20 protein-coding genes and 1 other RNA gene are annotated in these 23,856 nt (G+C 49.8%); 17 read left to right on the plus strand and 4 right to left on the minus strand.

Going from position 1 to position 23,856, the window contains the following annotated elements; all coding sequences use genetic code 11:
* The first annotated feature begins 3 nt into the window (after positions 1–3).
* The 7 genes from gyrA (at position 4) to QZ305_RS02310 (ending at position 8,635) form a co-directional block, all read left to right on the plus strand.
* Positions 4–2,562 (plus strand): DNA gyrase subunit A, encoded by a 2,559-nt coding sequence (gene gyrA, locus QZ305_RS02280; protein WP_294729874.1) that lies wholly within the window; start codon positions 4–6, stop codon positions 2,560–2,562.
* A 76-nt stretch (positions 2,563–2,638) separates the two neighbouring features.
* Complete coding sequence (serS, locus tag QZ305_RS02285) at positions 2,639–3,934, plus strand: serine--tRNA ligase (RefSeq protein WP_294729875.1); 1,296 nt, start codon at positions 2,639–2,641, stop codon at positions 3,932–3,934.
* Positions 3,935–3,971: 37 nt separating this feature from the next.
* Positions 3,972–4,058, plus strand: an RNA gene (gene ffs / locus QZ305_RS02290) — signal recognition particle sRNA small type.
* A gap of 21 nt (positions 4,059–4,079) precedes the next feature.
* Positions 4,080–4,577 (plus strand): tRNA adenosine(34) deaminase TadA, encoded by a 498-nt coding sequence (tadA, locus tag QZ305_RS02295; RefSeq protein WP_294729876.1) that lies wholly within the window; start codon positions 4,080–4,082, stop codon positions 4,575–4,577.
* 30 nt (positions 4,578–4,607) lie between these two features.
* A complete protein-coding gene (gene dnaX, locus QZ305_RS02300; protein ID WP_294729877.1) occupies positions 4,608–6,359 on the plus strand; it encodes a DNA polymerase III subunit gamma/tau in 1,752 nt (583 codons plus the stop codon).
* A gap of 11 nt (positions 6,360–6,370) precedes the next feature.
* On the plus strand, positions 6,371–6,967 hold the full coding sequence (gene recR, locus QZ305_RS02305; RefSeq protein WP_294729878.1) for a recombination mediator RecR: 597 nt from the start codon (positions 6,371–6,373) through the stop codon (positions 6,965–6,967).
* Between the two features lie 1,119 nt (positions 6,968–8,086).
* The gene (locus QZ305_RS02310) at positions 8,087–8,635 is read left to right on the plus strand and encodes a hypothetical protein (protein ID WP_294729879.1); all 549 of its coding nucleotides are present in this window, start codon (positions 8,087–8,089) and stop codon (positions 8,633–8,635) included.
* Here the strand turns inward: QZ305_RS02310 and QZ305_RS02315 are convergent.
* Entirely contained in the window at positions 8,623–9,183 is a 561-nt protein-coding gene (locus QZ305_RS02315) for a CYTH domain-containing protein (protein ID WP_294729880.1), read from the minus strand. The genes QZ305_RS02310 and QZ305_RS02315 overlap by 13 nt on opposite strands.
* Before the next feature lie 105 nt (positions 9,184–9,288).
* Here QZ305_RS02315 and QZ305_RS02320 point away from each other — a divergent pair, with 105 nt between their 5' ends.
* Positions 9,289–10,017 carry an NAD(+)/NADH kinase gene (locus QZ305_RS02320; RefSeq protein ID WP_294729881.1) on the plus strand — a complete coding sequence of 243 codons (729 nt, stop codon included), beginning with the start codon at positions 9,289–9,291 and terminating at the stop codon, positions 10,015–10,017.
* A gap of 37 nt (positions 10,018–10,054) precedes the next feature.
* On the opposite strand, the gene QZ305_RS02325 is transcribed toward QZ305_RS02320, so the two are convergent.
* A complete protein-coding gene (locus QZ305_RS02325) occupies positions 10,055–11,281 on the minus strand; it encodes an FtsW/RodA/SpoVE family cell cycle protein (protein ID WP_294729882.1) in 1,227 nt (408 codons plus the stop codon).
* Positions 11,282–11,335: 54 nt separating this feature from the next.
* Here QZ305_RS02325 and mutS point away from each other — a divergent pair, with 54 nt between their 5' ends.
* From mutS to QZ305_RS02350, 5 genes are read left to right on the plus strand one after another with little or no spacing between them, the layout of a single operon-like run.
* Positions 11,336–13,864 (plus strand): DNA mismatch repair protein MutS, encoded by a 2,529-nt coding sequence (gene mutS, locus QZ305_RS02330; RefSeq protein WP_294729883.1) that lies wholly within the window; start codon positions 11,336–11,338, stop codon positions 13,862–13,864.
* Positions 13,864–15,885: a DNA mismatch repair endonuclease MutL gene (gene mutL / locus QZ305_RS02335; RefSeq protein ID WP_294729884.1), complete on the plus strand. Its 2,022-nt coding sequence runs from the start codon at positions 13,864–13,866 to the stop codon at positions 15,883–15,885. Before mutS ends, mutL begins: the two co-directional genes overlap by 1 nt.
* Entirely contained in the window at positions 15,878–16,804 is a 927-nt protein-coding gene (gene miaA / locus QZ305_RS02340; protein ID WP_294729885.1) for a tRNA (adenosine(37)-N6)-dimethylallyltransferase MiaA, read from the plus strand. The genes mutL and miaA overlap by 8 nt, the downstream gene beginning before the upstream one ends.
* Positions 16,794–17,504: a ThiF family adenylyltransferase gene (locus tag QZ305_RS02345; RefSeq protein WP_294729886.1), complete on the plus strand. Its 711-nt coding sequence runs from the start codon at positions 16,794–16,796 to the stop codon at positions 17,502–17,504. Before miaA ends, QZ305_RS02345 begins: the two co-directional genes overlap by 11 nt.
* 11 nt (positions 17,505–17,515) lie before the next feature.
* Complete coding sequence (locus tag QZ305_RS02350) at positions 17,516–18,811, plus strand: HlyC/CorC family transporter (protein WP_294729887.1); 1,296 nt, start codon at positions 17,516–17,518, stop codon at positions 18,809–18,811.
* A 65-nt stretch (positions 18,812–18,876) separates the two neighbouring features.
* On the opposite strand, the gene QZ305_RS02355 is transcribed toward QZ305_RS02350, so the two are convergent.
* Both QZ305_RS02355 and QZ305_RS02360 read right to left on the minus strand, forming a co-directional pair.
* Positions 18,877–19,506, minus strand: coding sequence for a YggS family pyridoxal phosphate-dependent enzyme (locus QZ305_RS02355; protein WP_294729888.1), 630 nt, complete (start codon positions 19,504–19,506; stop codon positions 18,877–18,879).
* A 102-nt stretch (positions 19,507–19,608) separates the two neighbouring features.
* Complete coding sequence (locus QZ305_RS02360; RefSeq protein ID WP_294729889.1) at positions 19,609–20,175, minus strand: SOS response-associated peptidase family protein; 567 nt, start codon at positions 20,173–20,175, stop codon at positions 19,609–19,611.
* A 67-nt stretch (positions 20,176–20,242) separates the two neighbouring features.
* Between QZ305_RS02360 and tmk the strand changes: the two genes are divergently transcribed.
* The 4 genes from tmk to rsmI are packed head-to-tail and all read left to right on the plus strand — an operon-like array spanning position 20,243 to position 23,824.
* Positions 20,243–20,866: a dTMP kinase gene (gene tmk, locus QZ305_RS02365; RefSeq protein ID WP_294729890.1), complete on the plus strand. Its 624-nt coding sequence runs from the start codon at positions 20,243–20,245 to the stop codon at positions 20,864–20,866.
* A gap of 51 nt (positions 20,867–20,917) precedes the next feature.
* The gene (locus QZ305_RS02370; protein WP_294729891.1) at positions 20,918–21,817 is read left to right on the plus strand and encodes a DNA polymerase III subunit; all 900 of its coding nucleotides are present in this window, start codon (positions 20,918–20,920) and stop codon (positions 21,815–21,817) included.
* Positions 21,810–22,979 (plus strand): regulatory iron-sulfur-containing complex subunit RicT, encoded by a 1,170-nt coding sequence (gene ricT, locus QZ305_RS02375; RefSeq protein ID WP_294729892.1) that lies wholly within the window; start codon positions 21,810–21,812, stop codon positions 22,977–22,979. Before QZ305_RS02370 ends, ricT begins: the two co-directional genes overlap by 8 nt.
* Positions 22,976–23,824, plus strand: a complete 849-nt coding sequence (gene rsmI / locus QZ305_RS02380; protein ID WP_294729893.1) for a 16S rRNA (cytidine(1402)-2'-O)-methyltransferase — start codon at positions 22,976–22,978, stop codon at positions 23,822–23,824. The genes ricT and rsmI overlap by 4 nt, the downstream gene beginning before the upstream one ends.
* Positions 23,825–23,856: the final 32 nt, after the last annotated feature.

Here is a 23,856-nt window from a genome sequence, read left to right on the forward strand (position 1 = left end):
TTCATGGAAGAAAAAGAAAAGAACACTGGATTTGAAGTAGTGGACATTGCGAATGAAATGAAGGACTCATTCCTGGATTATTCTATGTCCGTTATCGTGCAGCGTGCGCTTCCTGATGTCAGAGACGGTCTGAAACCGGTGCACCGCAGAATTCTTCACGCAATGAATGCTCTGAATATGACACCTGGTTCTGCACATAAAAAGAGTGCCCGTATTGTAGGGGAAGTCATCGGCAAATATCACCCGCATGGAGATACGGCTGTATATGATTCCATGGTCCGTATGGCTCAGGATTTCTCCTACCGCTATCCACTTGTGGATGGTCATGGAAACTTCGGGTCACTGGATGGAGATGAGGCAGCTGCGATGCGGTATACCGAAGCGCGGATGTCAAAAATCTCCATGGAAATGATGCGGGACATCAACAAGGATACAGTTGATTTTGTGGACAACTATGATGGTGAAGAGAAGGAACCTGTGGTTCTTCCTTCCCGTATTCCCAACCTTCTGGTCAATGGATCGATGGGAATCGCAGTAGGCATGGCCACAAACATTCCACCGCACAACCTGAAGGAGACAGCGGATGCAATCTGTGTATTTATGGACAATCCGGATATCACAGTTCCTGAATTGATGGAGTTCCTGCCCGGACCTGATTTTCCTACAGGCGGCATCATTCTCGGACGCCGGGGAATCCGGCAGGCATATGAAACAGGGAGAGGATCTTTGCAGGTCCGTTCCCGGTACCGGGTGGAAGAGCTCACGGGTGGGAGAAAGAGAATTATTTTCTACGAAATTCCGTTTTCCGTGAACAAAGCCAGTCTGATTGCCAAAATGGCCGCTCTGATCCGGGATAAGGCCATTCAGGGTGTTACCTATCTGAATGATGAATCCAACCGGGAGGGAATCCGTATTGTCATGGATCTGAAGAAGGATGCACAGGAAGATGTCATCCTGAATCAGCTGTTCCACCTTACACCTCTGCAGTCAGGATTCGGGATCAATATGCTGGCACTGGAAAACGGCAGACCGAAACAACTGACTCTGAAGGAAATCATCCATGATTACGTAGAACATCAGGTTGAAGTCATCCGCCGGAAAACAGCCTTTGATTTGAAAAAGGCACAGGAACGGGCGCATATCCTGGAAGGACTGCGCATAGCCCTTGATCACCTGGATGAAATCATCAATACCATTCGCAGCAGCCGCAGTGATGAAGCGGGTCTGAATGCGGAACTGTGCGACCGCTTCGGATTTTCATATGAACAAAGCCGGGCGATTCTGGCTATGCAGATGAAACGTCTTTCCGGTTTGGAACGTGACAAAATTGAGTCTGAGTATGAAACTCTTCTCAAGGCGATAGAAGACTACAAAGATATTCTGAACCGGGAAGAACGGGTCGTTCAGATCATCAAGGATGACCTTAAAGAAGTTGTTGATAAATATGGTGACAAACGCCGCACAGAGATTTCATCAAATTATGTGGATATGGATGATGAAGATCTAATTCCGAAGGAACATGTCATCATAACCATGACTGCCACTGGATACATCAAGCGGCAGCCTGTGAGCACCTATCATTCTCAAAACCGCGGAGGCAAAGGCATCAAGTCTCTTACGCTGAATGAGGAGGACAACGTGGAACATATGATTTCCATGTCCACGCACAGCCATCTTCTGCTGTTCACAAACCTGGGACGGGTTTACAGGCTGAAGGGATATAACATTCCAAATGCATCCCGAACAGCGAAGGGAACTCCGATTGTAAACGTCATGGATCTTCAGCCAGGAGAAACCATCCGGACGCTTCTGCCTGTTCCGGAAAACAAGGATGCGTACGAGAGTCTGATATTTGTGACCAAAAATGGAGTGGTCAAACGGACGCCGGTCAGCGAATTTGATTCGATCAACCGCAATGGAAAACTTGCCATCACACTCCGGCCAGAGGATGAACTGAAGTTTGTCAAAGGCACGACCGGAAACGATGATGTTCTGATTGCCGGCAGCAACGGAAAAGCCATCCGGTTCTCCGAAAAACAGATCCGGATGATGGGTCGAACAGCAGCTGGTGTCTCCGGTTTCAATACGGATGGAGGAGAAGTCGTGGGGCTTGCTCTGAGTCATGAAGGAGATTCACTGCTCTCCGTAAGCGCCAACGGTTTTGGAAAAAGGACCAGTGTGGATGAATTCAGCTGCCGAAACCGCGGTGGTAAGGGAATGTATGCCATTCATATGACAGAAAAAACCGGACCTCTTGTTTCTCTGATGGCAGTTCATGGTGATGAAGATGCCATGATTGTTGCCAGTGACGGGGTTATGATCCGGATAACTCTGAAAGATGTGGGAGAATACAGCAGGCAGACCCAGGGACTGAAGCTGATCAATCTCAATGATGGCGCAACAGTCACCAAACTGTCTCTGGTTCATCCGGAGGATGAAAGCCTGGAAGATGAAATTGTCGAAATCACAGATTCATCTGATGCTTCCAGTACTGCAAATCCGATTCAGAATAACGATGATCCTGCTGTCGGTCAGGATACAGATATTCAGAGCGCTTCATAAGATATTCAAGTTGCTCCGGGATTCCCGGGGCAACTTTTTGCCTGTGATATAATCACTGAAGATGACAGGAGGGAACATGCTAGATATAAAATTTGTCCGGGAGAATCCGGAGGCTGTCAAAGAAAACATAAAGAAAAAATTTCAGGACCATAAACTGGTTCTGGTAGATGAAGTCATTGCCGAAGACCGTGAGCTTCGTACTGTTCAGCAGGAAGCTGATCAGCTTCGTTCCCGAAGGAAAACTGTGTCGAAAGAAATCGGCGGTTTGATGAAACAGGGAAAAAAAGAGGAAGCTGATGCTGTCAAGAAGGAAGTGGCAGGCATAGCCGGAAAACTTGAGGAGCTGTCTGCCAGAGAGAATGAACTGCGGGAATCTGTTACTGCCAGGATGATGCAGATTCCGCAGATGATTGATCCCTCTGTGCCTGTAGGAAAAGATGATTCCGAGAATGTTGAGCTGGAGCGTTTCGGAGAACCTCTGATTCCTGCTTTCGATGTTCCGTATCATACGGAAATCATGGAAGCATTCGATGGTATCGATCTGAACAGCGCAGGCAGAGTGTCCGGAAATGGTTTTTATTATCTGATGGGAGATATTGCCCGGCTCCATTCTGCCATTCTGAGTTATGCCAGAGATTTTATGATTGACCGTGGATTTACCTACGTCATTCCGCCTTATATGATCCGTTCCAATGTTGTCACCGGAGTGATGTCATTTGCAGAGATGGATGGTATGATGTATAAAATCGAAGGCGAAGATCTGTATCTGATTGGGACCAGTGAGCATTCCATGATCGGCAAATTCATAGATCAGATTCTCGATGAAAAAAATCTGCCCTATACCTACACTTCCTATTCCCCCTGTTTCAGAAAAGAAAAAGGTGCACATGGTATTGAAGAGCGGGGAGTGTACAGGATTCATCAGTTTGAGAAACAGGAGATGATCGTTGTCTGCAAACCGGAAGACAGCGCTGACTGGTTCAAAAAACTGTATATGAATACGGTGGATTTTTTCCGGACACTGGATGTTCCGGTCCGGACACTGGAGTGCTGCTCCGGCGATCTGGCGGATCTGAAAGTCAAATCTGTAGATGTGGAAGCCTGGAGTCCCAGACAGAAAAAATACTTTGAAGTCGGCAGCTGCTCCAATTTGGGAGATGCTCAGGCAAGACGTCTGAAAATCAGAGTACGTGGAGAAGACGGAAACAAGTATTTCGCGCATACGCTGAACAATACCTGTGTCGCTCCTCCCAGAATGCTGATTGCCTTCCTGGAAAACAACCTGCAGGCAGATGGAAGTGTCTTGATTCCTGAAGCTCTTCAGCCATACATGGGCGGCAAAACCAGAATTGAGCCTAAGGTGAAGGGATAATCTCTTCACTTTTTTTTATGAAGATGATATATTGATTCTGCTGCTGCAATAGCATCTTATGAACCGGGTCAGATAGGGAACTAAGCAGCCCTAAGTAATGCTCTGTTATGTGCGGCAGTTTTTTTTATGGGAAGACATAAATAATATGAAGAGAAACGATGCCTGGTATATGGAAAAAGCTCTGGCAGTGGCTGCCTGGGGAGAATCGCTGGATGAAGTGCCAGTGGGATGTGTGATTGAGAAAGATGGAAAAATCATTTCCTGGGGCTGGAATTCCAGGCAGACTAAGCAGGATCCAGCCGGTCATGCAGAGATCATGGCAATACGCAAAGCAGCAGAAAAACTGGAGACCTGGCATCTGGATGGATGCACCCTGTATGTGACTCTGGAACCATGCTGCATGTGTGCCGGCGCCATCATCCAGTCCAGAATATCCAGAGTTGTATTCGGTGCTTATGATCCCAAAGGCGGCTGCTGCGGTTCCTGTCTGAATGTGTTCGACACAAAAGAATTCAATCACCACCCATCATCAGAAGGGGGCTGTCTCAAAGAGCGCTGCGGTCAGATTCTAACGGACTATTTCCGAAAAAAAAGGAAACTGAAGAAGAGAAAGAGTTTCGATATGACAGGTCCGGAGCAGTAAGAGCCGGACCTTCTTTTTACGTTATAATGAATGACAGAAAGAGAGATGTTCATGACATACCAGGCATTATACAGAAAATACAGACCAGCAGTTTTCGAAGATATGGCAGGTCAGAAACAGATTGTACAGACGCTGCAGAACGCGATTGCAGCAGACAGGATCTCTCATGCTTACCTGTTTTGCGGGCCTAGAGGAACAGGCAAAACATCTGCAGCCAAAATATTCGCCCGTGCATTGAACTGTACTTCAGATCAAACCCGGCCCTGCGGTCATTGTGAAAACTGTCTGGCAGCGGATCATCCCGATATCATAGAAATAGATGCTGCTTCCAACAATGGGGTGGAAGAAGCCAGAAATCTCGTGGAAAGAGTTAAATACACCCCGATGCTTGGTAAATACAAAGTCTATATCATTGATGAAGTTCATATGATGACAGCCGGAGCATTCAATGCACTTCTGAAAACAATAGAGGAACCCCCTGCACATGTTGTATTTATCCTGGCAACCACTGAACCGCATAAAGTCCTGCCCACCATTCTTTCAAGATGTCAGAGATTTGATTTCAAGAAAGTCACAGATGACGAGATTGAAGAACGGCTGCTGTCTGTTGCTCAGCGGGAGAATACACTACTGGATCCGGAAGCAGCAGCACAGATAGCCATGCTGGCGGATGGTGGAATGCGTGATGCACTGTCCATTCTGGATCAGTGTATTGCCTATGAATCTGAGCATTTAAAGGCTGAAGATATACGAACTGTGTATGGGGTTGTAGCCCCTGCTGATATTGCCGAAATTTTCAGTGATATGGCTCATGGCCATGCTGAAACTGTCATTCGGTCAGTGAAGGAGATTTACGACAACGGCCTGGACCTGGAAAGATTTACAGCAGATCTGATTTCATTGATCAAAGACAGTCTGATTCTCGCATATTCCGAAGAAACGACTCTGATTGCAGCAGACCGGAAAAAACTTCTATCTGAAAAATTTCTGAATTCACCTCTTTCCTGGAGAAAGGATCTGCTGAATGCTCTCATGGAACTGTATCCGAAATTTGCACACGCCTCCAGTGTTCTTGATTATCTGGAAGCTGTGATTCTGAGATATATCGGTCCTGAGAATTCAGAGGTATCTGATAAAGATGTGAAAGCCAATCATGAATCAATCGGATCTTCTGAAAGAAGGAATGATATTCATTCTGCAGAAATCACATCAAAATCAGATGAAGCTCAGAAGAAAAGCGATGGTATGAATTCTGAATCTGATGTTTCACGTGAAACATCTGTGAAGAAAAAAGAATCTCAGACAGTGGACAGGAAAATCAGATATACCACAGAAGAGATTGTAGGATTGCTGCATTCTGCAGATAAGACCAGGCGTCAGAAGGATATGATTGCATGGGACCGCAGGTCTTTGTATGGTACCTCTCTTCAATATGGGAAATATACACGTATGATATCTTCGGGTGTACTGGCTGCTTCCGGAGAAAACTATATGGTTGTGTATACACCGAGACAGCTGGAAGCAGATGCAATCAACGATCTGCAGCTGGATGATGGTTTTTCAGAGTTTATGGAAAAACTGACAGGAACCAGCAAGACGATATTTGCGGTTCCAGTCTCTCAATACAAAGATGCATTGGCGATGTTCAGAGAGTGCATGAAATCCGGTACATTTCCAACCCCCCCTGAAGTCAGGCAAACCGGGAAAAAAGAGAATCATATGAAAACAACAGAAGAAGATATGAGAGAAATATTTCCAAATCTGAAAATCATACATGATTAAGGAGGATTATCATGTACCCTGCCAAATTTGAAAATCTGATTGCTTCATTCAGAAGACTGCCAGGTGTTGGGCAGAAAACAGCTGAGCGTTTTGCTTATGAAGCCTTATCCTGGGATCCAGAAATCAGAATGGAATTTGAAAAGAGTATACATCAAATTCCGGAGATAGGAATATGCAGAATCTGTGGCAATATCTGTGAAGGAGAATTATGCGAAATATGTCGGAATTCCAACAGGAACAGCAGCACAATCTGTGTTGTACAAACCTCGAAGGATGTTCAGGTTCTGGAACAGACAGGCATCTTTCATGGCGTATATCATGTATTGAACGGTACGATCAATACCTCAAAAGGCATAATGCCAGATGATTTGAATATCAATTCTCTATTGAACAGAATAAATGAAAAAACCAATGAAGTCATACTGGCAACGGAACCGACAGTAGATGGAGAAACTACAGCACTCTATCTGACGCGATTACTGAAAGACAAAGTAAAAGTTACAAGACTTGCGAATGGAATTCCAATGGGCGGCAGACTTGATTATGCTGATACGCGTACGCTGCAAAGAGCATTTACAGGCAGAACTGCAGCCGATACAACTGAATGAAAAGTTCATATGAAAAAGAAATCAGAAGATAGGATTCTGATTTCTTTTTCATAATTGAATAAATATCCATATGACGAATCACAGGAATTCTGTCGGAAAAATCAAAACAAAGAAACAGCGAGCCAGGATAAAAGGAATCCACAGATAACAAAAATATGCCAACCAGATGAAAATCCCATACTTATAAGGCACAAACGTTCAGGTAAATAGAGAAAATAAGAATAAGTTATGAATGGTCATACGAAATAAATAGGAATGACCAATCACAAAGAATTCTTCAAATTCATATTCCATAGGGCACATCTTCTGATGTAACCATGAATATAAACATATTCAGCTAATCATATAAAAAAAAAAAAAAAAACAATAGGAATTACAGCAAAATAGGATATTCATAGAATATAATTCTGAAAAATATGAACAATCAGAAATCCAGTTCAGACCATCCGCTCAACGATAATATGACTATAATACTTTGGAAAGTAACACAGCAATGATTTCTGCTAATTCATATGACATATATAGGAAAAAGAAACAAAGAAAGAACAGCCGGTGCTTTTATTGACTTTTGATGGTGTTCGCAGTTTTCAGTAAAATATGAATATCAGATTAATTCTCATATTAGATCCAATACCTGATTCCTTACCAGGTTTGTATATCTACTTATAAAAACATGAAACATCTATTTCATATGAGAAAGAAATAAGAGAGGTACAAGCGGATAGGAAAATCACATATTCTATAAAACGTGTGTAAGTGTACAATCGGTGAGAATCAATACTGCTTGTATAATCATATGAAATGTGATCCGATCTGATTTACAGACTGCAGTGATGGATAACAGAAACATATATTGTTCAGATTATTATCCTGTGACAATGGATAAGAATATCGGAGTTTCACACGATTTAGAAAACATGGAAACTTATCACATAATCGTATAGAAGAACATCAGATATGCAGATAGTGAATACAAAGACTTCGCCACATATCATATGAATTGATAGATTGTCAAAAACCACTGTGTTATAATGCACCCGCAATGTCATGTGAATGATATTATGGTAGTTCAGAATACAGCGATGGATATGAATCAGGGTATGAAAGGATGTGGAAGATATGTCAGATTCAGACAAGGCGATAGATGTCTTTTATGATATGGACATTGCACAGATCTGCCAGCACTTCAACAAGTCCCGTAATACTGTCGACAAGGCTATTGCGAAGCTGGTAAAAGACAATCCGGACAAGGACTGGAAATACAAAAATCCAGAAACCAGGCGGATTACAATCAAAGCTGAAGGTGTTGAACGTCTGAGTACCTATTTCCGAAAAGAAAAACATGAAGTATCAGCAGTGGAGATGGAACTCAGATATGAAAATGAGAAACTGAAAGCAATTATAGAAGAAAAGGAAAAAGCCTTTACACAGATAGAGACTCTTTATAATCAGAGGCTGATGCTGGAACTGGAGAATTCAAAGAAAACATATTTGCTGGAAACACAGACGAAAGATGAACGAATATCTGATTTGGAAAAGGAAAATCAGAAACTGAAAGAAAAGCTGGAGTCTTCCGAATCCATGCAGTCGCAATACGAAGAACTGAAAAAAAAGGAAGAGGAGTATAATTCCAAATCCTTTTTCTACAGACTGCTTCACAAATTCTGATCAGAACTGTATTGAACCGCTCTTGCCAGTTTGGAAGGAGCGTTTTTTTTGTACACAAGGCCAACTCTGCTCAAAATTTCATTGAAACAATGAATACCATCGTGGTCTTTTTTGTATTCATACTCAATTTCATAATCTGTATGATTTCCAAAGCGGCTAATATCCAGACACAGCTCAGCGTTCGGAAGTTCTGCAGTCCTTCTGACAGTTTCAGAGGATGCAAATGGATGGAGGGTATCCGGAATCTGGTAAAGAGCAAACCAGTCTCGGATTTCACTGTCTGTAATTGCAGAGATATTCTCTGTATCAGTTTCCTTTTCCAGTTCCGTCTGCGTGATACTGTCTTTCCGGATTTTCAGAGTGAGAATCTTTTTCCCATTCACTGTACGAATCCGCAGTGCACCCAGCTGCCTGACCGATCCTTTGTCATCATCAAAATAGACATTCTTCTGAATCACGGGTTTTCCAAAATCATATGAACGAAGAAGAGTCTCATATTGATCCTTTGTAATAAGGACTTTCAGTTCCCGCTCGATTTGATCATACATATTCATCACCTGCTGTTTCTGATAAAATATTACTGTTATCCAGAACGGAAGGGAAGAAATGTAATGCGGTTTGCAATCATAGACAGAGGAGACAAAAATTCCAGATTGAAAGCAGCATACCTGATCAGTCTGCTCTCTGAACGAGGCTGGACAGAGAACAGAACAAATCCGGACCTAGTGTTCTGCATTGGAGGAGACGGAACCATCCTGAGAGCCATTCACGAATATATGGATCAGCTGGATCAGCTGTCCTTCATCGGAATCCATACAGGAACACTGGGATTCTTTACCGATTTTACGGAGGATGAGCTTGTGTCAATGCTGGAATGTCTGAAAAGCAAACCCAGCGTGGAAGAGTACAGTCTGATCGAAGCCTTTTTTCCGGAAACCGGAAATACATTGTATGCATTGAACGAAATCCGGCTGGAGTCCATCAGTCAGACTCTTTCTCTGGAAATCACGATTGACGGCGACTATTTTGAGAAATCCAATGGGTCAGGAATTTGTGTCAGCACACAGGCAGGCAGCACAGCCATCAACCGTTCTTTGAACGGTGCAATTATTGATGAAGGACTCAGCGTCCTGCAGCTTGTGGAAATCATGCCCATTGCCCACCGGAATCATCATACGCTCAGAAATCCCTATGTGATGCGAAAGGACAGAGTGATTGAACTCAGATCTGAACCGATGCGTGAAGTGATTTGCTCCTATGATAATCTGAAATACAAACTCCAGGGCGAAACACAGGTGGTGATCCGGCTTTCAAAGCATCGGGTGCGGTTTGCAAGATTCAGACCTTATTCGTATCTCCGGCGATTGAAGAATCTGTTCTAGCAGGGAAAAGTTCAGACTGAAACAGAAAAGCAGCAGTTTACAGTGACTGCTGCTTTTTGCGCCCGATTCGGTATTCTTTTTTAGCATTTGGACTTGCTCTCAGAATCAGACCAAATGCAATGAAGTAGGAAACAATGGAACTGCCGCCGTAGGAAATAAGCGGAAGGGTAACGCCTGTGATGGGAATCAGCCCCACAATCATGCCCAGGTTCTGAATCTGCTGATACAGAAGCATGGCAATGACTCCAATGGTGATGTATCTGTCAGTGAGACGTTTCATGTTGTAGGCAATTTTGCAAAGATACAAGTCCAGAATCAGACAGATTCCCAGGATGAACACCGTACCCAGAAGTCCGAAGCACTGGCCGAATGCTGCAAAAATGAAGTCGGTGTGAGCTTCGGGGATGGCAATGATGTTGGCCTGCAGTCCGTAGCCTGTAAGCCCGGCACTTCCCAGACTCAGCAGAGATGTATACAGCTGATTGGATGAACCAAGAATGTGGGATTCAGGATCCAGCCAGGCATCAATCCGCTGAAGTCGGTAAGCAGAGAAAACTGAAATCATCAGATCCCGCTGGAAAAAGTACAGATAGAAGAACAGCCCCAGGACAGCCACGGTCAGAAAAGCCACAGCCCAGATGTATTCTTTTCGCAGGCCGGAGCAGAGAATCAGTACCAGCAGTGTAAAGCCGATGATGATGCACACTCCGGTATCCGGCTGGAGGAAGATCAGAACAAGGGGTGGCAGAGCTATACGGGCAATTCTCAGCAGCAGATGCCAGTCATCCTGGATCGTGGGGGCTGCATGTGTTCTCCAGTACCCGGACAGCATTTCAGATACCATGACAATCAGCACGATTTTGATGAATTCACTGGGCTGGAATCCCAGTCCTCCAAGACGGAACCAGGAGAAGGCACCATTGATCCAGGGAGAAAAAGGAAGCGAATGCCCGGTGAAGCGGAACAGAAGGCTGGATGCCAGCAGATACAGAAGACAGATCATCAGGACTGTATATGCTTTATGAATCAGTTTGAACAGCGTTTTCCGGTTCAGGCTCGCAATCACGAACATGACTGCGAATCCGACACAGTACCAGAAAATCTGCTTGATCAGATTGCTCATTCCGGAACCATCGCGAATCAGATTGAAGGCGTTGTACAGAGCAAAGCAGCTTGTTGCGCCCATCAGCAGCAGAATTGCCACCAGACCAAAATCCATCCGCAGGGTCCATTTTCCCATATGTATGGTGTGTTTCACTGTCATCCCCCTTTCATGTGAGAATCATTTTACCATATCGGCGCATGGTATAATCAGGCCATGGAAAAAACCAAGTATACCCCCATGATGAATCATTACCTGAGTATGAAAGAGCAGAATCCGGATGCCATTCTGTTTTACCGGCTGGGGGATTTTTATGAAATGTTTTTTGAGGATGCGAAGACAGTCAGCCGCGAACTGGATCTTGTTCTGACAGGCCGTGCTGCAGGAAACGGAGAGAAAGCGCCAATGTGCGGTGTTCCTTTTCATGCTGCGGACAACTATATTCAGAGACTGGTCAACAAAGGCTACAAAGTGGCAGTCTGCGAGCAGCTTTCCGACCCTGCGGCGTCCAAGGGTCTGGTGGACCGGGATATTGTCAAAATCGTGACACCGGGCACGATTCTGGAAGAGACCGGTTCCCGCAGGGAACAGTATCTGGCTGCTGTGCATGCAGATGGCTGGAATCTCTGTGTTCTGTATTGTGAACTCTCAACAGGAGAGCTTTTTTATGATATCCGGGAGAAGTCGCTGATTGCACTTCAGAAAGCACTGAAGGAAAAAGACATTGCCGAAGCAGTTCTGTCACGCAGCATTTCCCGGAACTGGAAACAGGTTCTTGCTGAAGACGGTGGCCTGGTTCTGTCGGAATCCGTCACAGGAGAACTGGGCGATGGGGAAGCAGGGCTGGTTCCTCCGGAACCGGCTGTGCTTTCGGAAACTCTGTCCCTTCTGTTCAATTACCTTGAGGATACGCAGAAGCAGAAAATCCGTCACCTGCAGAAGGCGCAGCCTCTGCAGCAGGAGAAAACCATGATTCTGGATCAGGAAACACGGCGTCATCTGGAAATCACCAAATCTCAGTCCAGTGCAGCCAGAGCCGTTTCTCTCTGGGAATTCATGGATGTCTGCTGCACCAGCATGGGCAGCCGGCTTCTGGCCCGGTGGCTGACACAGCCTCTGGCAGACCGGGCGGGCATTGAAAAAAGACAGGAAGCCGTACAGACGATGACGGATCAGTTTCTGCTGCGGGAGACGCTGAATGAATATCTGTCATCTATTTATGATATGGACAGACTGGCTGCGCGGATTGCCTACGGATCCGCCGGACCCAGGGATGTGCAGCAGCTGGGGATTTCCCTGAAACAGATTCCCGGACTGATTGAGGCTCTGAAAGGAGTTCAATCCTGGCCGGAATGGCAGCTGACGCCGGACTGTGCTGATTTGCAGACCCACATTGAAAATGCGCTGAACGATGATATCCCACTGACACTGAAAGATGGTGGACTGTTCAGGGATGGCTACAACAGCCGTCTGGATGAACTGCGGCGGCTGTCGGCGGATGGTCAGTCTTTCATTCTCGAACTTGAACAGAAAGAACGGGAGCGCACAGGCGTGAAGTCTCTGAAAATCGGATACAACCGGGTGTTTGGCTATTACATTGATGTCCGGAAATCAAATCTGGGAGCAATCAAGGAAGAATTTGGCTATATTCCAAGACAGACCCTGGCGAACTCCACCAGATTTACCACGGCGCAGCTCAAGGAAAGAGAAGACCGGATTCTGTCCGCCAATGAAGAGAGGATTGCGCTGGAGAATCAGCTGTTTCAGGAACTGCTGCAGGAAGTGGAAGCTCATCTCTTTGAAATCCATGAAGCTGCCAGAACTGCAGCGCAGGCAGATGCCTTGCTGGCCATGGCACGGCAGGCGGTCAAGTACGGATACATACGTCCTGCGTTTCACGAAGGAACATCTGTCCGGATTGAAGAAGGCAGACATCCGATTCTGGATACCCGGCTGAGCAGCTTTGTGTCCAATGACTGGGTGATGGAAAGCGATACGGACATTCAGCTGATCACAGGACCGAACATGGGTGGAAAGTCCACCTGGATGCGGCAGAATGCGCTGCTTGTAATCATGGCGCAGGCAGGGAGTTTCATTCCTGCCCGGCAGGCACAGCTTCCGGTATTTGACCGGATTTTCACGCGGATGGGAGCAGGCGATGATCTGCTCACTGGGACCAGTACATTCATGGCAGAGATGATGGAAGCCAACAATGCTCTGCGTTACGCCACGGATTCTTCCCTGATTCTCTTTGATGAGATTGGCAGGGGAACAGCCACCTATGATGGCATGGCACTGGCGCAGGCAATTCTGGAATACATAGAGAGCTCCATTCATGCGAGAACTCTGTTTTCCACGCATTATCATGAACTCACTGCCCTGGAAAAGACCAATCCCGGAATACAGAATGTTCATGTGGATGTGAAGGAAAAAAAGGACAGCATCGAATTCCGGTACCGGATCATTCCAGGAAAATCCGACCGCAGTTACGGAATCAATGTGGCCAGGCTGGCTCATCTGCCCGGGTCGGTGACGGATCGGGCTGTGGAACTGCTGCAGGATCTGGAAGCTGATACAGACAATACGCGGTGGCAGCCAAGTCTGTTTGTGACGGACCGGCAACGTCCGGAAGAAAACCGGCTGCTGGATCGCCTGGACAGTCTGAACGTGGATGAAATGACTCCCAGAGAAGCACTGGACTGTCTGTATGAACTGAAGAAACTCAGAAAGAAGGCACAGGACTGATGGCAAAAATACAGGTTCTGGATGAACATCTCACCAATATGATTGCAGCCGGTGAAGTGGTGGAGCGCCCGGCGAATATCGTCAAGGAATGCGTGGAAAACAGCCTGGATGCCCAGGCGCATTCGATATCCGTGGAAGTGTTCGAGGGCGGGATCACCAAAGTGATCATCGAAGATGACGGTATTGGCATGGATCCGGAAGACGCGGAACTGGCCTTCTGCCGTCATGCCACCAGCAAACTGAGAACAGAAGACGATCTGTTCAATATCTCCACCATGGGATTCCGCGGAGAAGCGCTGCCTTCCATTGCCAGTGTGGCAGATGTGGTGCTGCAGACAGATGACGGAGAAACCGGAACCAGGCTTCATTATTCCTATGGAAAACTCGTCTCCAGGGAAACAGGCCGGTTTCCCCGGGGAACCAGAATCGAAGTGTCCGGGCTGTTTGTGAAGACACCGGCCAGGTTCAAGTATCTGCGGCGTCCGGCTTATGAATTCAGCATCATTTCCGATATCATCAGCAAGATTTCGCTGAGTCATCCGGAGGTGCGGATACGGCTTTCACATGATGGAAGACCGGTGTTCAACGTGGCCGGTAGTGGCTCCCGTCAGGAAATCCTGTATCAGATGTACGGCAGGGATGTGGCGGCTGCTGCAGTGGCAGTCGATGAAAAAAGTGAAGATTTCCACATCACCGGCTACGTGATCCAGCCGAAAATTTCCCGGGCCAGCCGCCATTATATGTTTGTGTCGGTCAATGGACGGATCGTCAGATCCAGACAGATGCAGGATGCACTGATTGACGCCTATTCAGACTACATGCCCCCTGGAAGGTATCCGATTGCGGTTCTGGATATTGCGGTGGATACGCAGCTGGTGGATGTGAACGTTCATCCCAACAAATGGGAGGTCCGCATTGCAAAACAGCCGCAGCTGATTGAGCTGATTGGTCAGTCTGTCCGCAAGGCCTTCGATCTGCAGCTGCGGACGGTGGAAATAACGCCGGCTGCCATGGAAACCGTCGCGCCGGGTCCGAACAGATTTGAGAAGCAGACCCGGGAACTGGAGAAACAAGGCGTCTTCCAGTCATATGAACAATCAGAAAAAGAAGAGAAAGAGCCTGTACATAAAGGCGCAGGCGGTATGAGCTGGCATTCATCTGACCAGGCAGCTGTACCTGAAGCCCGGCAGGAGAACAGTATCAGTCAGGGGTTTTTCAAACCGCAGGAAGCACCTTCTCTGCAGCCGTCTCTGTTTGCACAGCCCTCTGACAGGATGGAGACACAAGCTGACACAGTGTCTGTTTCTGCACCCGGACAATCTCCGGAATCTGGCCGGTCCATGCGGGTTGCGGAACCTGCCGGATCAGCGGATATCGATTATCCGGTTCCGGTGACTTCCCGGACCGAAGACACGTTTCATCCACGGGCTCAGGGAAAAGCCTTTTTCCATGAACTCCGGGTGATCGGACAGCTTCGGGACAGTTATATTCTGTGTGAAGGACCGGAAGGACTCGTGGTGATTGATCAGCATGCAGCTCAGGAGCGGTATCACTATGAGCAGCTGCGGGAGAAAATCATGCATCCCGATGGCAGGACCCAGCCGCTCATGGTGCCGCTGCTTCTGCAGGCCGGACCGAAAGTTCTGGCGGGTCTGGAAGACGTAAACAGCCGCCTGCAGGAACATGGTCTGCATTTTGAGGCATTTGGTCAGAATCAGGTGATAGTCCGGGAACTGCCGGTGTGGATGAATGATACAGATGAGACCGCCTTTCTGCAGGATCTGCTGGATCAGTTCGAATCTGCCGAACTGGTGGATCCCGCCGGACTGCGAAAGCACATCACCGCTACCATGGCCTGTCACTCCAGCATCCGGTTCAACCGTGGACTGACTATGCAGGAAATGGAACAGGTCGTCGAAGATCTTCAGAAATGCGTCCAGCCGTATCACTGTCCCCATGGCCGCCCAACGGTCATCACACTTTCTGATGCACAGCTTCGCCGGGAGTTTGAACGTGGCTGAGGCACAAAGAAAGAATCCGGCATTTCCGAAAGTCCTGGTCATTGCAGGATCCACCGGTACGGGAAAAAGCCGGCTGGCGGTAAAACTCGCCCACCTGCTGCATGGAGAGGTCATCTCCGGAGACTCCATGCAGGTCTACAGAGGCATGGACATTGGGACTGCCAAAATCACAAAGGAAGAAATGCAGGGGATCCCTCATCACCTGCTGGATATCTGCGATCCCGCAGATCCGTATGATGTCCGTCAGTTTCAGATTCTGGCGCGAAGTAAAATCAGCGAAATTGCCGGACGGGGACATCTCCCCATTCTCTGCGGCGGAACCGGACTGTATCTGAAAGCTGCACTGTATGATTATGTGTTTGAAGAACAGCCGGAGGATGAAGAACTGCGGATACGGCTGGAAGCGATGGAAACCGGTGAGCTGCATGCACTTCTGGAAAAGCAGGATCCGGACAGTGCCCGGCAGATCCATCCCAACAACCGGAAACGGGTCATCCGGGCTTTGATGATTGCAGCCTCCGGAAAGCCCAAGTCCCAGAGAGAAAAAGAGCAGCGGCATGAACCTCTGTACGATGTATTCTGGCTGGGGCTCAGAAAACAGGACAATGATCCGCTGCTTCTGGAACGGATCAGGCAGATGGATGAAGCGGGGCTGGAAGAGGAAGTCCGGTCACTGTTTCATGATCCGGAGTCCTGGAAAACGACAGCTTTCCAGGGGATTGGATACAAGGAATGGAAACCCTGTCTGCAGGGAGTCAGCACCCGGGAAGAAGTGCTGGAGCAGATATTCATTCATACCCGGCAGTATGCCCGCAGACAGCGGACCTGGTTCACCCGTCAGCTGCCAATGCAGTGGTACGAACCGGATCAGGACAAGCAGATCGAACAGGATGTGAAGAGGTGGCTGAATGACAAATGAACGCACTGCGCTGCTGATTGGAGAAGACAGCGCCGGCCGGCTGCGCCAGGCCACTGTGCTGGTGGTGGGCTGCGGGGGTGTAGGCGGCATGGCAGTGGAATCTCTGGCACGCAGCGGGATCGGACATCTGATCCTGATTGACCGGGATGAAGTGGAAATGTCCAACACCAACCGTCAGCTGGCGGCTTTGCAGAACACGGTGGGACAGATCAAGGTTGAAGTCCTGGCTGACAGGATCAGACAGATTGATCCTTCCATCCGGGTGACGGCCATTCATGATTTTTATGAGCGGGACATGAACACCAGGCTGGATGAACTGAAACCCGGCTTTGTGCTGGACTGCATTGATTCACTGCGGGCGAAGGAAGATCTGATTGAATACTGTGTCAGCCGCCGGATTCCGTTTGTGTCCAGCATGGGCATGGCCCGACGCCGGGATCCCTCCCGGCTTCGGATCACGGAGCTGGATCAGACGGCCGGCGACCCGCTGGCCAAACGGCTCAGAGTCTGGAGACGGAAGCAGCGGCTGCGGGGCAGGATCCCTGTCTGCTGTTCCGATGAGCTGCCGCAGCCGGCAGAAGCCGGCAGTCCGCTGCCCAGCATGATGTTTGTCCCGGCATCAGCGGGTCTGCTCATGGGGGCGGAATGTGTCCGCATCCTGTCACAGCCCGATGCGGACGCAAAACACGAAAGGAACTGAAACTGAATCATATGAACGGAGACATACAATCTTCCCTGCTGCTCGTAGTCATTCTTCTGCTCCTGTCCGCTTTTTTCTCCTCCGCTGAAACCAGTCTGGTGGCAGTAAGCAGGATCCGGGTCCGGACCCTGGCAGATGAGGGAAACCACCGGGCGAAAATGCTGCTGAACATTTTTCTGCACGAAGACAAAATGCTCAGCGCCATCCTCATCGGCAATAACCTGGTGAACACCTGGCTGGCCAGCACCGCGGCGACACTTGCAGCCGGATTCGGCGGAGCGGCTGTATCCATTGCCACCTTTGTGATCACATTCCTGATCCTGGTGTTTGGAGAAATCACGCCAAAGACTCTGGCTACCCAGAACGCGGAGAAACTTGCTCTGCTCTATGCACCGGTGATATCCCTGCTTATGAAGCTGCTGACACCGGTGATCTGGTTCATCAATCTGTTTTCTTCCCTGATTCTGAAACTGTTTGGCAGCAGCCGCGGCACCAGTGGTCCTTCCATGACAGAAAGCGAGCTTCGGACCATTGTGGATGTGTCCCATGAAGAAGGTGTCATCAAGTCGGATGAAAAGGAACTGCTGAACAATGTTTTCGACTTCGGAGATGCACGGGCCAAGGAAGTCATGGTGCCCCGCGTGCATGTTGTCATGGCGGAATCCGGCAGTACCTACAAAGATCTTCTGTCCCTGTTCCGGCAGGAGCAGTTCACCCGGATTCCGATTTACGAAGACACGGTGGACAACATCATTGGTCTGGTCAACATGAAAGATCTCCTGCTTCTGGATGATCCTTCCCAGTTCGATCTGAAAGCCATGCTGCGCAAGCCGTATTTCACGGTGGAAAACAAAAACATCTCCGATCTGCTGATGGAGATGAAGAATTCCACGGTGAACATGGCCATTGTGCTGGATGAATATGGAGAGCTGTCGGGAATCATCACGGTGGAAGACATCATTGAGGAGATTGTCGGTGAAGTCCATGATGAATACGATGCCCATGAAGCCGAGAACATCCGGAAAATCGGCGACCGAACCTATGTGGTGAAAGGCTATCTGAGTCTGCATGACATCAATGATGAACTGGGACTCCATCTGGACAGCGAGGATTTTGATTCCATTGGCGGGCTCATGATTGATGCCATTGGCCGTCTGCCCAGGCTGGGGGATCAGGTGACGCTGCCCGATGGCGTAACGCTGCAGGTGACCAAAACACAGAAAAACCGCATCGAGGAAATACGGCTCCTGTTTCCCGACCCGGAGGAAACGCATCAGGAAAAACAGGTCCGGGCAGACAAAGAATAAAGGCAGGTTCTGTCCACCAGAAACTCCGCAGCCGGGAAATGCCGGTGCGGAGTTTTTGTGTGGAATCAGTCCTGCGGCTCAAACAGAGCGGTGCCGATCCGGACCTGTGTGCTTCCATGGGCGGCAGCCAGCTTCCAGTCCTGGGACATGCCCATGCTCAGGATATCCGCTCCGGGAACTTTCTGCTGCAGCTGCCGGGAGAATTCCTTCATCTGGTCGAATTCCTCTGCCACTTTGTTCTCATCGTCTGTGTGGGAAGCAATGCACATCAGACCGTCCAGACGCAGATGCGGCTGCTGCAGAACAAAATCCAGCAATCCCGGATACCCGCAAAGCGGGCAGCCGGTTTTATTGGGATCATCCGAAATCTTCAGCTCAATCAGAATCGGCTGCACAAGACCGGCTTTTGCTGCCTGTTTTTCGATTTCAGCAGCCAGTTTTATGGAATCCACGCTTTCAATCAGCGAAACTTTGCCCATGAGATATTTCACCTTGTTGGTCTGCAGATGGCCGATGATGTGCCATTCATATGCCGGATCATATTTTTCCAGAAACTCCTGAACGCGGTTTTCGCCGAACACCCGCAACCCCAGGCGGGCCAGTTCGTCCACTTCTTCCTTTGTATGTTTTTTGGTGACAGCCACCAGCTGCAGTCCGGGAACGGACTGCACTTCCCTGATCAGTTTCTCATTCATGTTCTGTCCTCCTGCAGGCAGTCCGTCACTGCCTGTCTGCTATGCTGCTGCCGCAGCTTTTTCGGGCTGATGAATCCCGGGGTTGCCGTCATCTCCGCACTTTCAGAACAGCCTGGGCTGCTGGAAGAGATACGGCGCTGTTTCCATCCCGGGGGGCACAAGCTGTGTCATCCGCCGGGCAGCGGTTTCATCCTGAATCCAGGGAGCCACCTGCTCCGGAAGCAGGACAAGCGGCATCCGGTGATGAATGTCCCGGATGCTGGCATTGGCTGCGGTGGTGAGAATGACAAAGGAATTTTCCGCCAGGAATCCGGCCATGTAAAGGACCTTCGATCCGGGTTCCATGCAGCGGATCATTTCCTTGTCCGGTGTCCACTCGAAAAAGCAGGAGGCGGGGATCACGACCCGGTCCTTTTTCATCCAGGGACCGAAGAGCGCACTGTTCCAGACCGTCTCGCAGCGGGCGTTGATCTGAAGTCTTTTGTCCGGGTTCCATTTCCAGCCAAACCGGGCGATGCGGGAGGTGAGGCCCTCTTTTCCAGCTGTCAGGATTCCGGCAGGGGTTCCCGGATAGATGAAACCCAGAGGTATTTCGATAAAGTCGGGAACGGATGCGAGTCTGGAAGCGGCAGCCCAGGCTTCGGGTGTCATCTGAAATCGACCGCACATGAATGGCACCTCCTTCGTTCTCCTCATTATACTAGAGTTTGGTATAATCACATGGATTGGAGGAAGCATGACAGGCACATTCATTACCATTGAAGGACCGGATGGAGCAGGAAAAACCACTGCAGCTGCCGATCTGCGGAACAGGCTGACGGCCATGGGCGTTCCCTGCCTGCTGACCAGAGAGCCTGGCGGCTCAGCCATTGCCGAACAGATCCGGAGCATCCTTCTGAATCCGGAGAATACAGCCATGGATCCGGTTACGGAGGCGATTCTTTATGCCGCTGCCAGACGGCAGCATCTGATGGAAGTGGTGCGTCCGGCGCTGGAAGCGGGCATGACGGTGATCTGCGACCGGTTTGTGGATTCCAGTCTGGCGTATCAGGGTCATGCCAGAGGACTGGGGTTTGATACTGTCTGGTCAATCAATGAACCGGCGGTGCAGGATCTGCTTCCGGATCTGACAATTCTGCTGGACATAGAAGATGAACAGGCACTGGCGCGCATTCAGGCAAGAGGACAGCTGGACCGTTTCGATCTGGAGGGCCGGGATTTCAGAAAGCAGGTACGGGAAGGATTTCTGGCGGCATTGCGCCGGTTTCCCGGGCGCATCGTGCGGATCGATGGTTCTCAGACCCGGGAGCAGGTTACCGAAGCCATTCTCCGGGTATGCAGAGACCGGCACATCCTTTGAGGTGCCGCTGAGGTGCCGCTGACTGCAGGCACCGGGAAAGAAGTGTGAATCATGAACAAAAGTGATTTTTTTGCGGCACAGCCCGGTGCCGCCCGGATTCTGCAGCGGATGCTGGAAACGGGGCGGATGGCGCACGCGCTGCTGTTCTGGGGACCCAGAGGAGCTCCTCTGCAGGAAGCGGCGGAGCTGACGGCGCAGGCTCTGGTCTGTGAACATCCGGATGCAGAGGGTTTCGGCTGCGGAACCTGTCTGGCATGCCGAAACGTGCTGCAGCATCGTGGCGTGGGACTTTACTGGAATCAGCGGCTTCAGAAAAAAGATGCAGCTGATCTGCAGGAACAGTTTTCTCTCACCAGTCAGGGGCAGCGTGTAAGTGTGCTGGAACATTTTGACGAAGCCACGCCGCAGGCAGCCAATGCGCTGCTGAAATTCATTGAAGAACCGCAGCCGGGAATCACCGCCATTCTCACCGCAGCCGAGCGAAGTGCCGTGCTTCCAACCATTGAATCCAGATGTCTGTGCATTCAGCTGCGTCCCATGCCCGAAAAAGACAGATCCGCCTCGCTGGACACGCTGCCGGCGGATCTGCGGCAGGCCGCTGCGGCAGCAGGCTATGGACCGCAGGACTTTCCGGAACCGGATGAGTTTTATGCCCGGATCATGCCCGCAGCCAGGCAGTATCTTTCCGGCTGGGACCGGCCGGAGGGGCTGCTGGAACTGCAGCTGAATCTGTTTCCGGCTAAAGGTGCCCATACGACACGGCCCATGGTCAGGCTGTTTCTGGAAGCCCTGCAGTGGCAGGTCAGACAGACTGAACTGCCCATCCGGGACAAAGCCATGATCTTTGATGCCCTGGTTCAGGGCATTGAAGCTGTGAAACGCACCGCGGATCCTGCACTGGTTCTGGATCAGATGGCCAGCCGCATCAGAAAGGGGATCAACCATGAATGATCACGAACGGACAGAGTTTCCGTATCTTATATATATACAGTTTGAAGAAAGCAGAAAAGCATACTCCTTCGGTTCCCATGTAAAAGCCGACACCGGAGACCAGGTGGTGGTGGAAACTGTTCGGGGGCAGGAAATCGGTACGGTGTGTATGCCGGCAATGCCCTTTGACAGCCGGAAAGCCAAAGATGACTGCAAGCCGGTTCTGCGACTTGCCACACCCGAAGATCTGGCCAGACGGGAAGAAAACAAAGTGAAAGCCGCCGATGCCCTGGCGGTCTGCACGCAGTGCATCCGCCGGCTGGGCCTGGACATGCATCTGATCAGTTCCGAGTACACACTGGACTGCGCAAAAATCATTTTCACCTATGTCTCGGATGAACGGGTGGATTTCAGACAGCTGCTCAAGGATCTGGCTCATCAGCTGCACTGCCGGATCGAGCTGAGGCAGGTGGGCCCCCGCAACAAAGCCAAAATGGTGGGGGGCATCGGTTCCTGCGGCATGGAATGCTGCTGCAGCCGGTTCATGAGCGAATTTGATACCGTGTCCATCAACATGGCGAAAAACCAGCTGCTGGCTCTGAACATCTCAAAGCTTTCCGGTCAGTGCGGAAAACTGAAATGCTGTCTGCGGTTTGAGAATGATCTCTATACCCAGATGCGGCGCGATCTGCCCAGAATCAATTCCCAGCTGGTCTTTGAAGGCACCAGATACCGGCTGTCGTCCATGAATCTGCTCCAGCAGCAGGCCAAGCTGGAAAACCGGGAAGAGGTCCGGTTTGTGGAGTTTTCCACGCTGTGGCCGGAACGGGGCAGTGAAGAAAACACAGATTCAAAGGATGGAAATCCGACAGTCTCCCAGGGGGAAACAGCCAATCCCGGTCAGCCGGCAGATGCCCGGACAGGCAGCGAAAAGCCGGATCTGCCGGGACCGGAGCGGCGCAGCAGCCAGGGCAGAGAAAAAAACAGGTCCCAGGAGAGGAAAACCCGGAACCGGGACATCCGCAGCCGGGAGAATCATGATGCCTCCCGCGGACGCAGACAGGGGACTGAGTCTGCAAATGCAGGCAGAGAGCGCAGAAAAGGACACGGGGGTACAGGACGCAAAGATGCCCGGCCATCTTCCGGACGCGGCGCAAAACCGGATCAGGAGAACAGACGGTGAAACGGCAGAAAAGTTTCAGCGATACCGGTGCCCGGCTGCTGCTGATTCCGTCTCCCATCGGCAATTTGTCGGAAGTATCCGGCAGAATCCGGGAGGCAGTGGAAGCCTGTGATGTGATTGCCTGCGAGGACACCCGGAATACCGGAAAGCTGCTGTCGCTGCTGCAGATCCGCAAACCGCTGATCAGTCATCATGAGCACAATCAGTCTTCCAGCATTCCCAGGATCCTGGAGGAACTGACTGCGGGACATACAGTGGGCGTGATGAGTGATGCGGGCTATCCGGTGATTTCCGATCCCGGTCAGAATCTGGTCCGGGCGGTCATTGAGCAGGACATTCCGGTGATTTCCTTTTCGGGGCCCAATGCCGCTCTCAATGCGCTGGTGGCTTCGGGACTGGATGCCCGACATTATCTGTTTTACGGATTCACGGATTCAAAAAGCAGCCGGCGCAGAAAAGAGCTGGAGCAGCTGAAAAATCTCCCCTGGACACTGGTGTTTTATGAAGCTCCCCACCGCATTGCCCAATGTCTGGCGGACATGGAGGAAGTGCTGGGCAACAGACAGGCATGTCTGGCCCGGGAACTGACGAAGAAGTTCGAAGAATACCTCAGAGGCACCCTGCAGGAACTGCGTCAGGCGGCTGAAGACGGGCTGAAGGGAGAAATGGTGCTGGTGGTGGCCGGACATGAGCCGGAAGAGGCAGATGAGGCGGCAGCCTGCCGGCAGGTGAAGGAGCTCATGGCACAGGGAATGAAGCCGAAGGCTGCTGCCAAGCAGGTGGCGAAGGAAACCGGTTTGTCGGCCAATGGACTGTATCAGCTGATTCTGAAAGAACAGGATTGACGAAGCAGTTCCATGATGATACACAAGTCGCA

Origin of the sequence: uncultured Faecalibaculum sp. (assembly GCF_910588395.1) — a bacterium.
Lineage (GTDB): Bacteria > Bacillota_I > Bacilli_A > Erysipelotrichales > Erysipelotrichaceae > Faecalibaculum.

Bases quoted from the DNA above. Each gene is read 5' to 3' on its own strand.
- gyrA (WP_294729874.1), top strand. From the start codon at position 4: ATGGAAGAAAAAGAAAAGAACACTGGATTTGAAGTAGTGGACATTGCG.
- serS (WP_294729875.1), top strand. From the start codon at position 2,639: ATGCTAGATATAAAATTTGTCCGGGAGAATCCGGAGGCTGTCAAAGAA.
- tadA (WP_294729876.1), top strand. From the start codon at position 4,080: ATGAAGAGAAACGATGCCTGGTATATGGAAAAAGCTCTGGCAGTGGCT.
- dnaX (WP_294729877.1), top strand. From the start codon at position 4,608: ATGACAGAAAGAGAGATGTTCATGACATACCAGGCATTATACAGAAAA.
- recR (WP_294729878.1), top strand. From the start codon at position 6,371: ATGTACCCTGCCAAATTTGAAAATCTGATTGCTTCATTCAGAAGACTG.
- QZ305_RS02310 (WP_294729879.1), top strand. From the start codon at position 8,087: ATGTCAGATTCAGACAAGGCGATAGATGTCTTTTATGATATGGACATT.
- QZ305_RS02315 (WP_294729880.1), bottom strand. From the start codon at position 9,183: ATGTATGATCAAATCGAGCGGGAACTGAAAGTCCTTATTACAAAGGAT.
- QZ305_RS02325 (WP_294729882.1), bottom strand. From the start codon at position 11,281: ATGACAGTGAAACACACCATACATATGGGAAAATGGACCCTGCGGATG.
- mutS (WP_294729883.1), top strand. From the start codon at position 11,336: ATGGAAAAAACCAAGTATACCCCCATGATGAATCATTACCTGAGTATG.
- mutL (WP_294729884.1), top strand. From the start codon at position 13,864: ATGGCAAAAATACAGGTTCTGGATGAACATCTCACCAATATGATTGCA.
- QZ305_RS02345 (WP_294729886.1), top strand. From the start codon at position 16,794: ATGACAAATGAACGCACTGCGCTGCTGATTGGAGAAGACAGCGCCGGC.
- QZ305_RS02350 (WP_294729887.1), top strand. From the start codon at position 17,516: ATGAACGGAGACATACAATCTTCCCTGCTGCTCGTAGTCATTCTTCTG.
- QZ305_RS02355 (WP_294729888.1), bottom strand. From the start codon at position 19,506: ATGAATGAGAAACTGATCAGGGAAGTGCAGTCCGTTCCCGGACTGCAG.
- QZ305_RS02360 (WP_294729889.1), bottom strand. From the start codon at position 20,175: ATGTGCGGTCGATTTCAGATGACACCCGAAGCCTGGGCTGCCGCTTCC.
- tmk (WP_294729890.1), top strand. From the start codon at position 20,243: ATGACAGGCACATTCATTACCATTGAAGGACCGGATGGAGCAGGAAAA.
- QZ305_RS02370 (WP_294729891.1), top strand. From the start codon at position 20,918: ATGAACAAAAGTGATTTTTTTGCGGCACAGCCCGGTGCCGCCCGGATT.
- ricT (WP_294729892.1), top strand. From the start codon at position 21,810: ATGAATGATCACGAACGGACAGAGTTTCCGTATCTTATATATATACAG.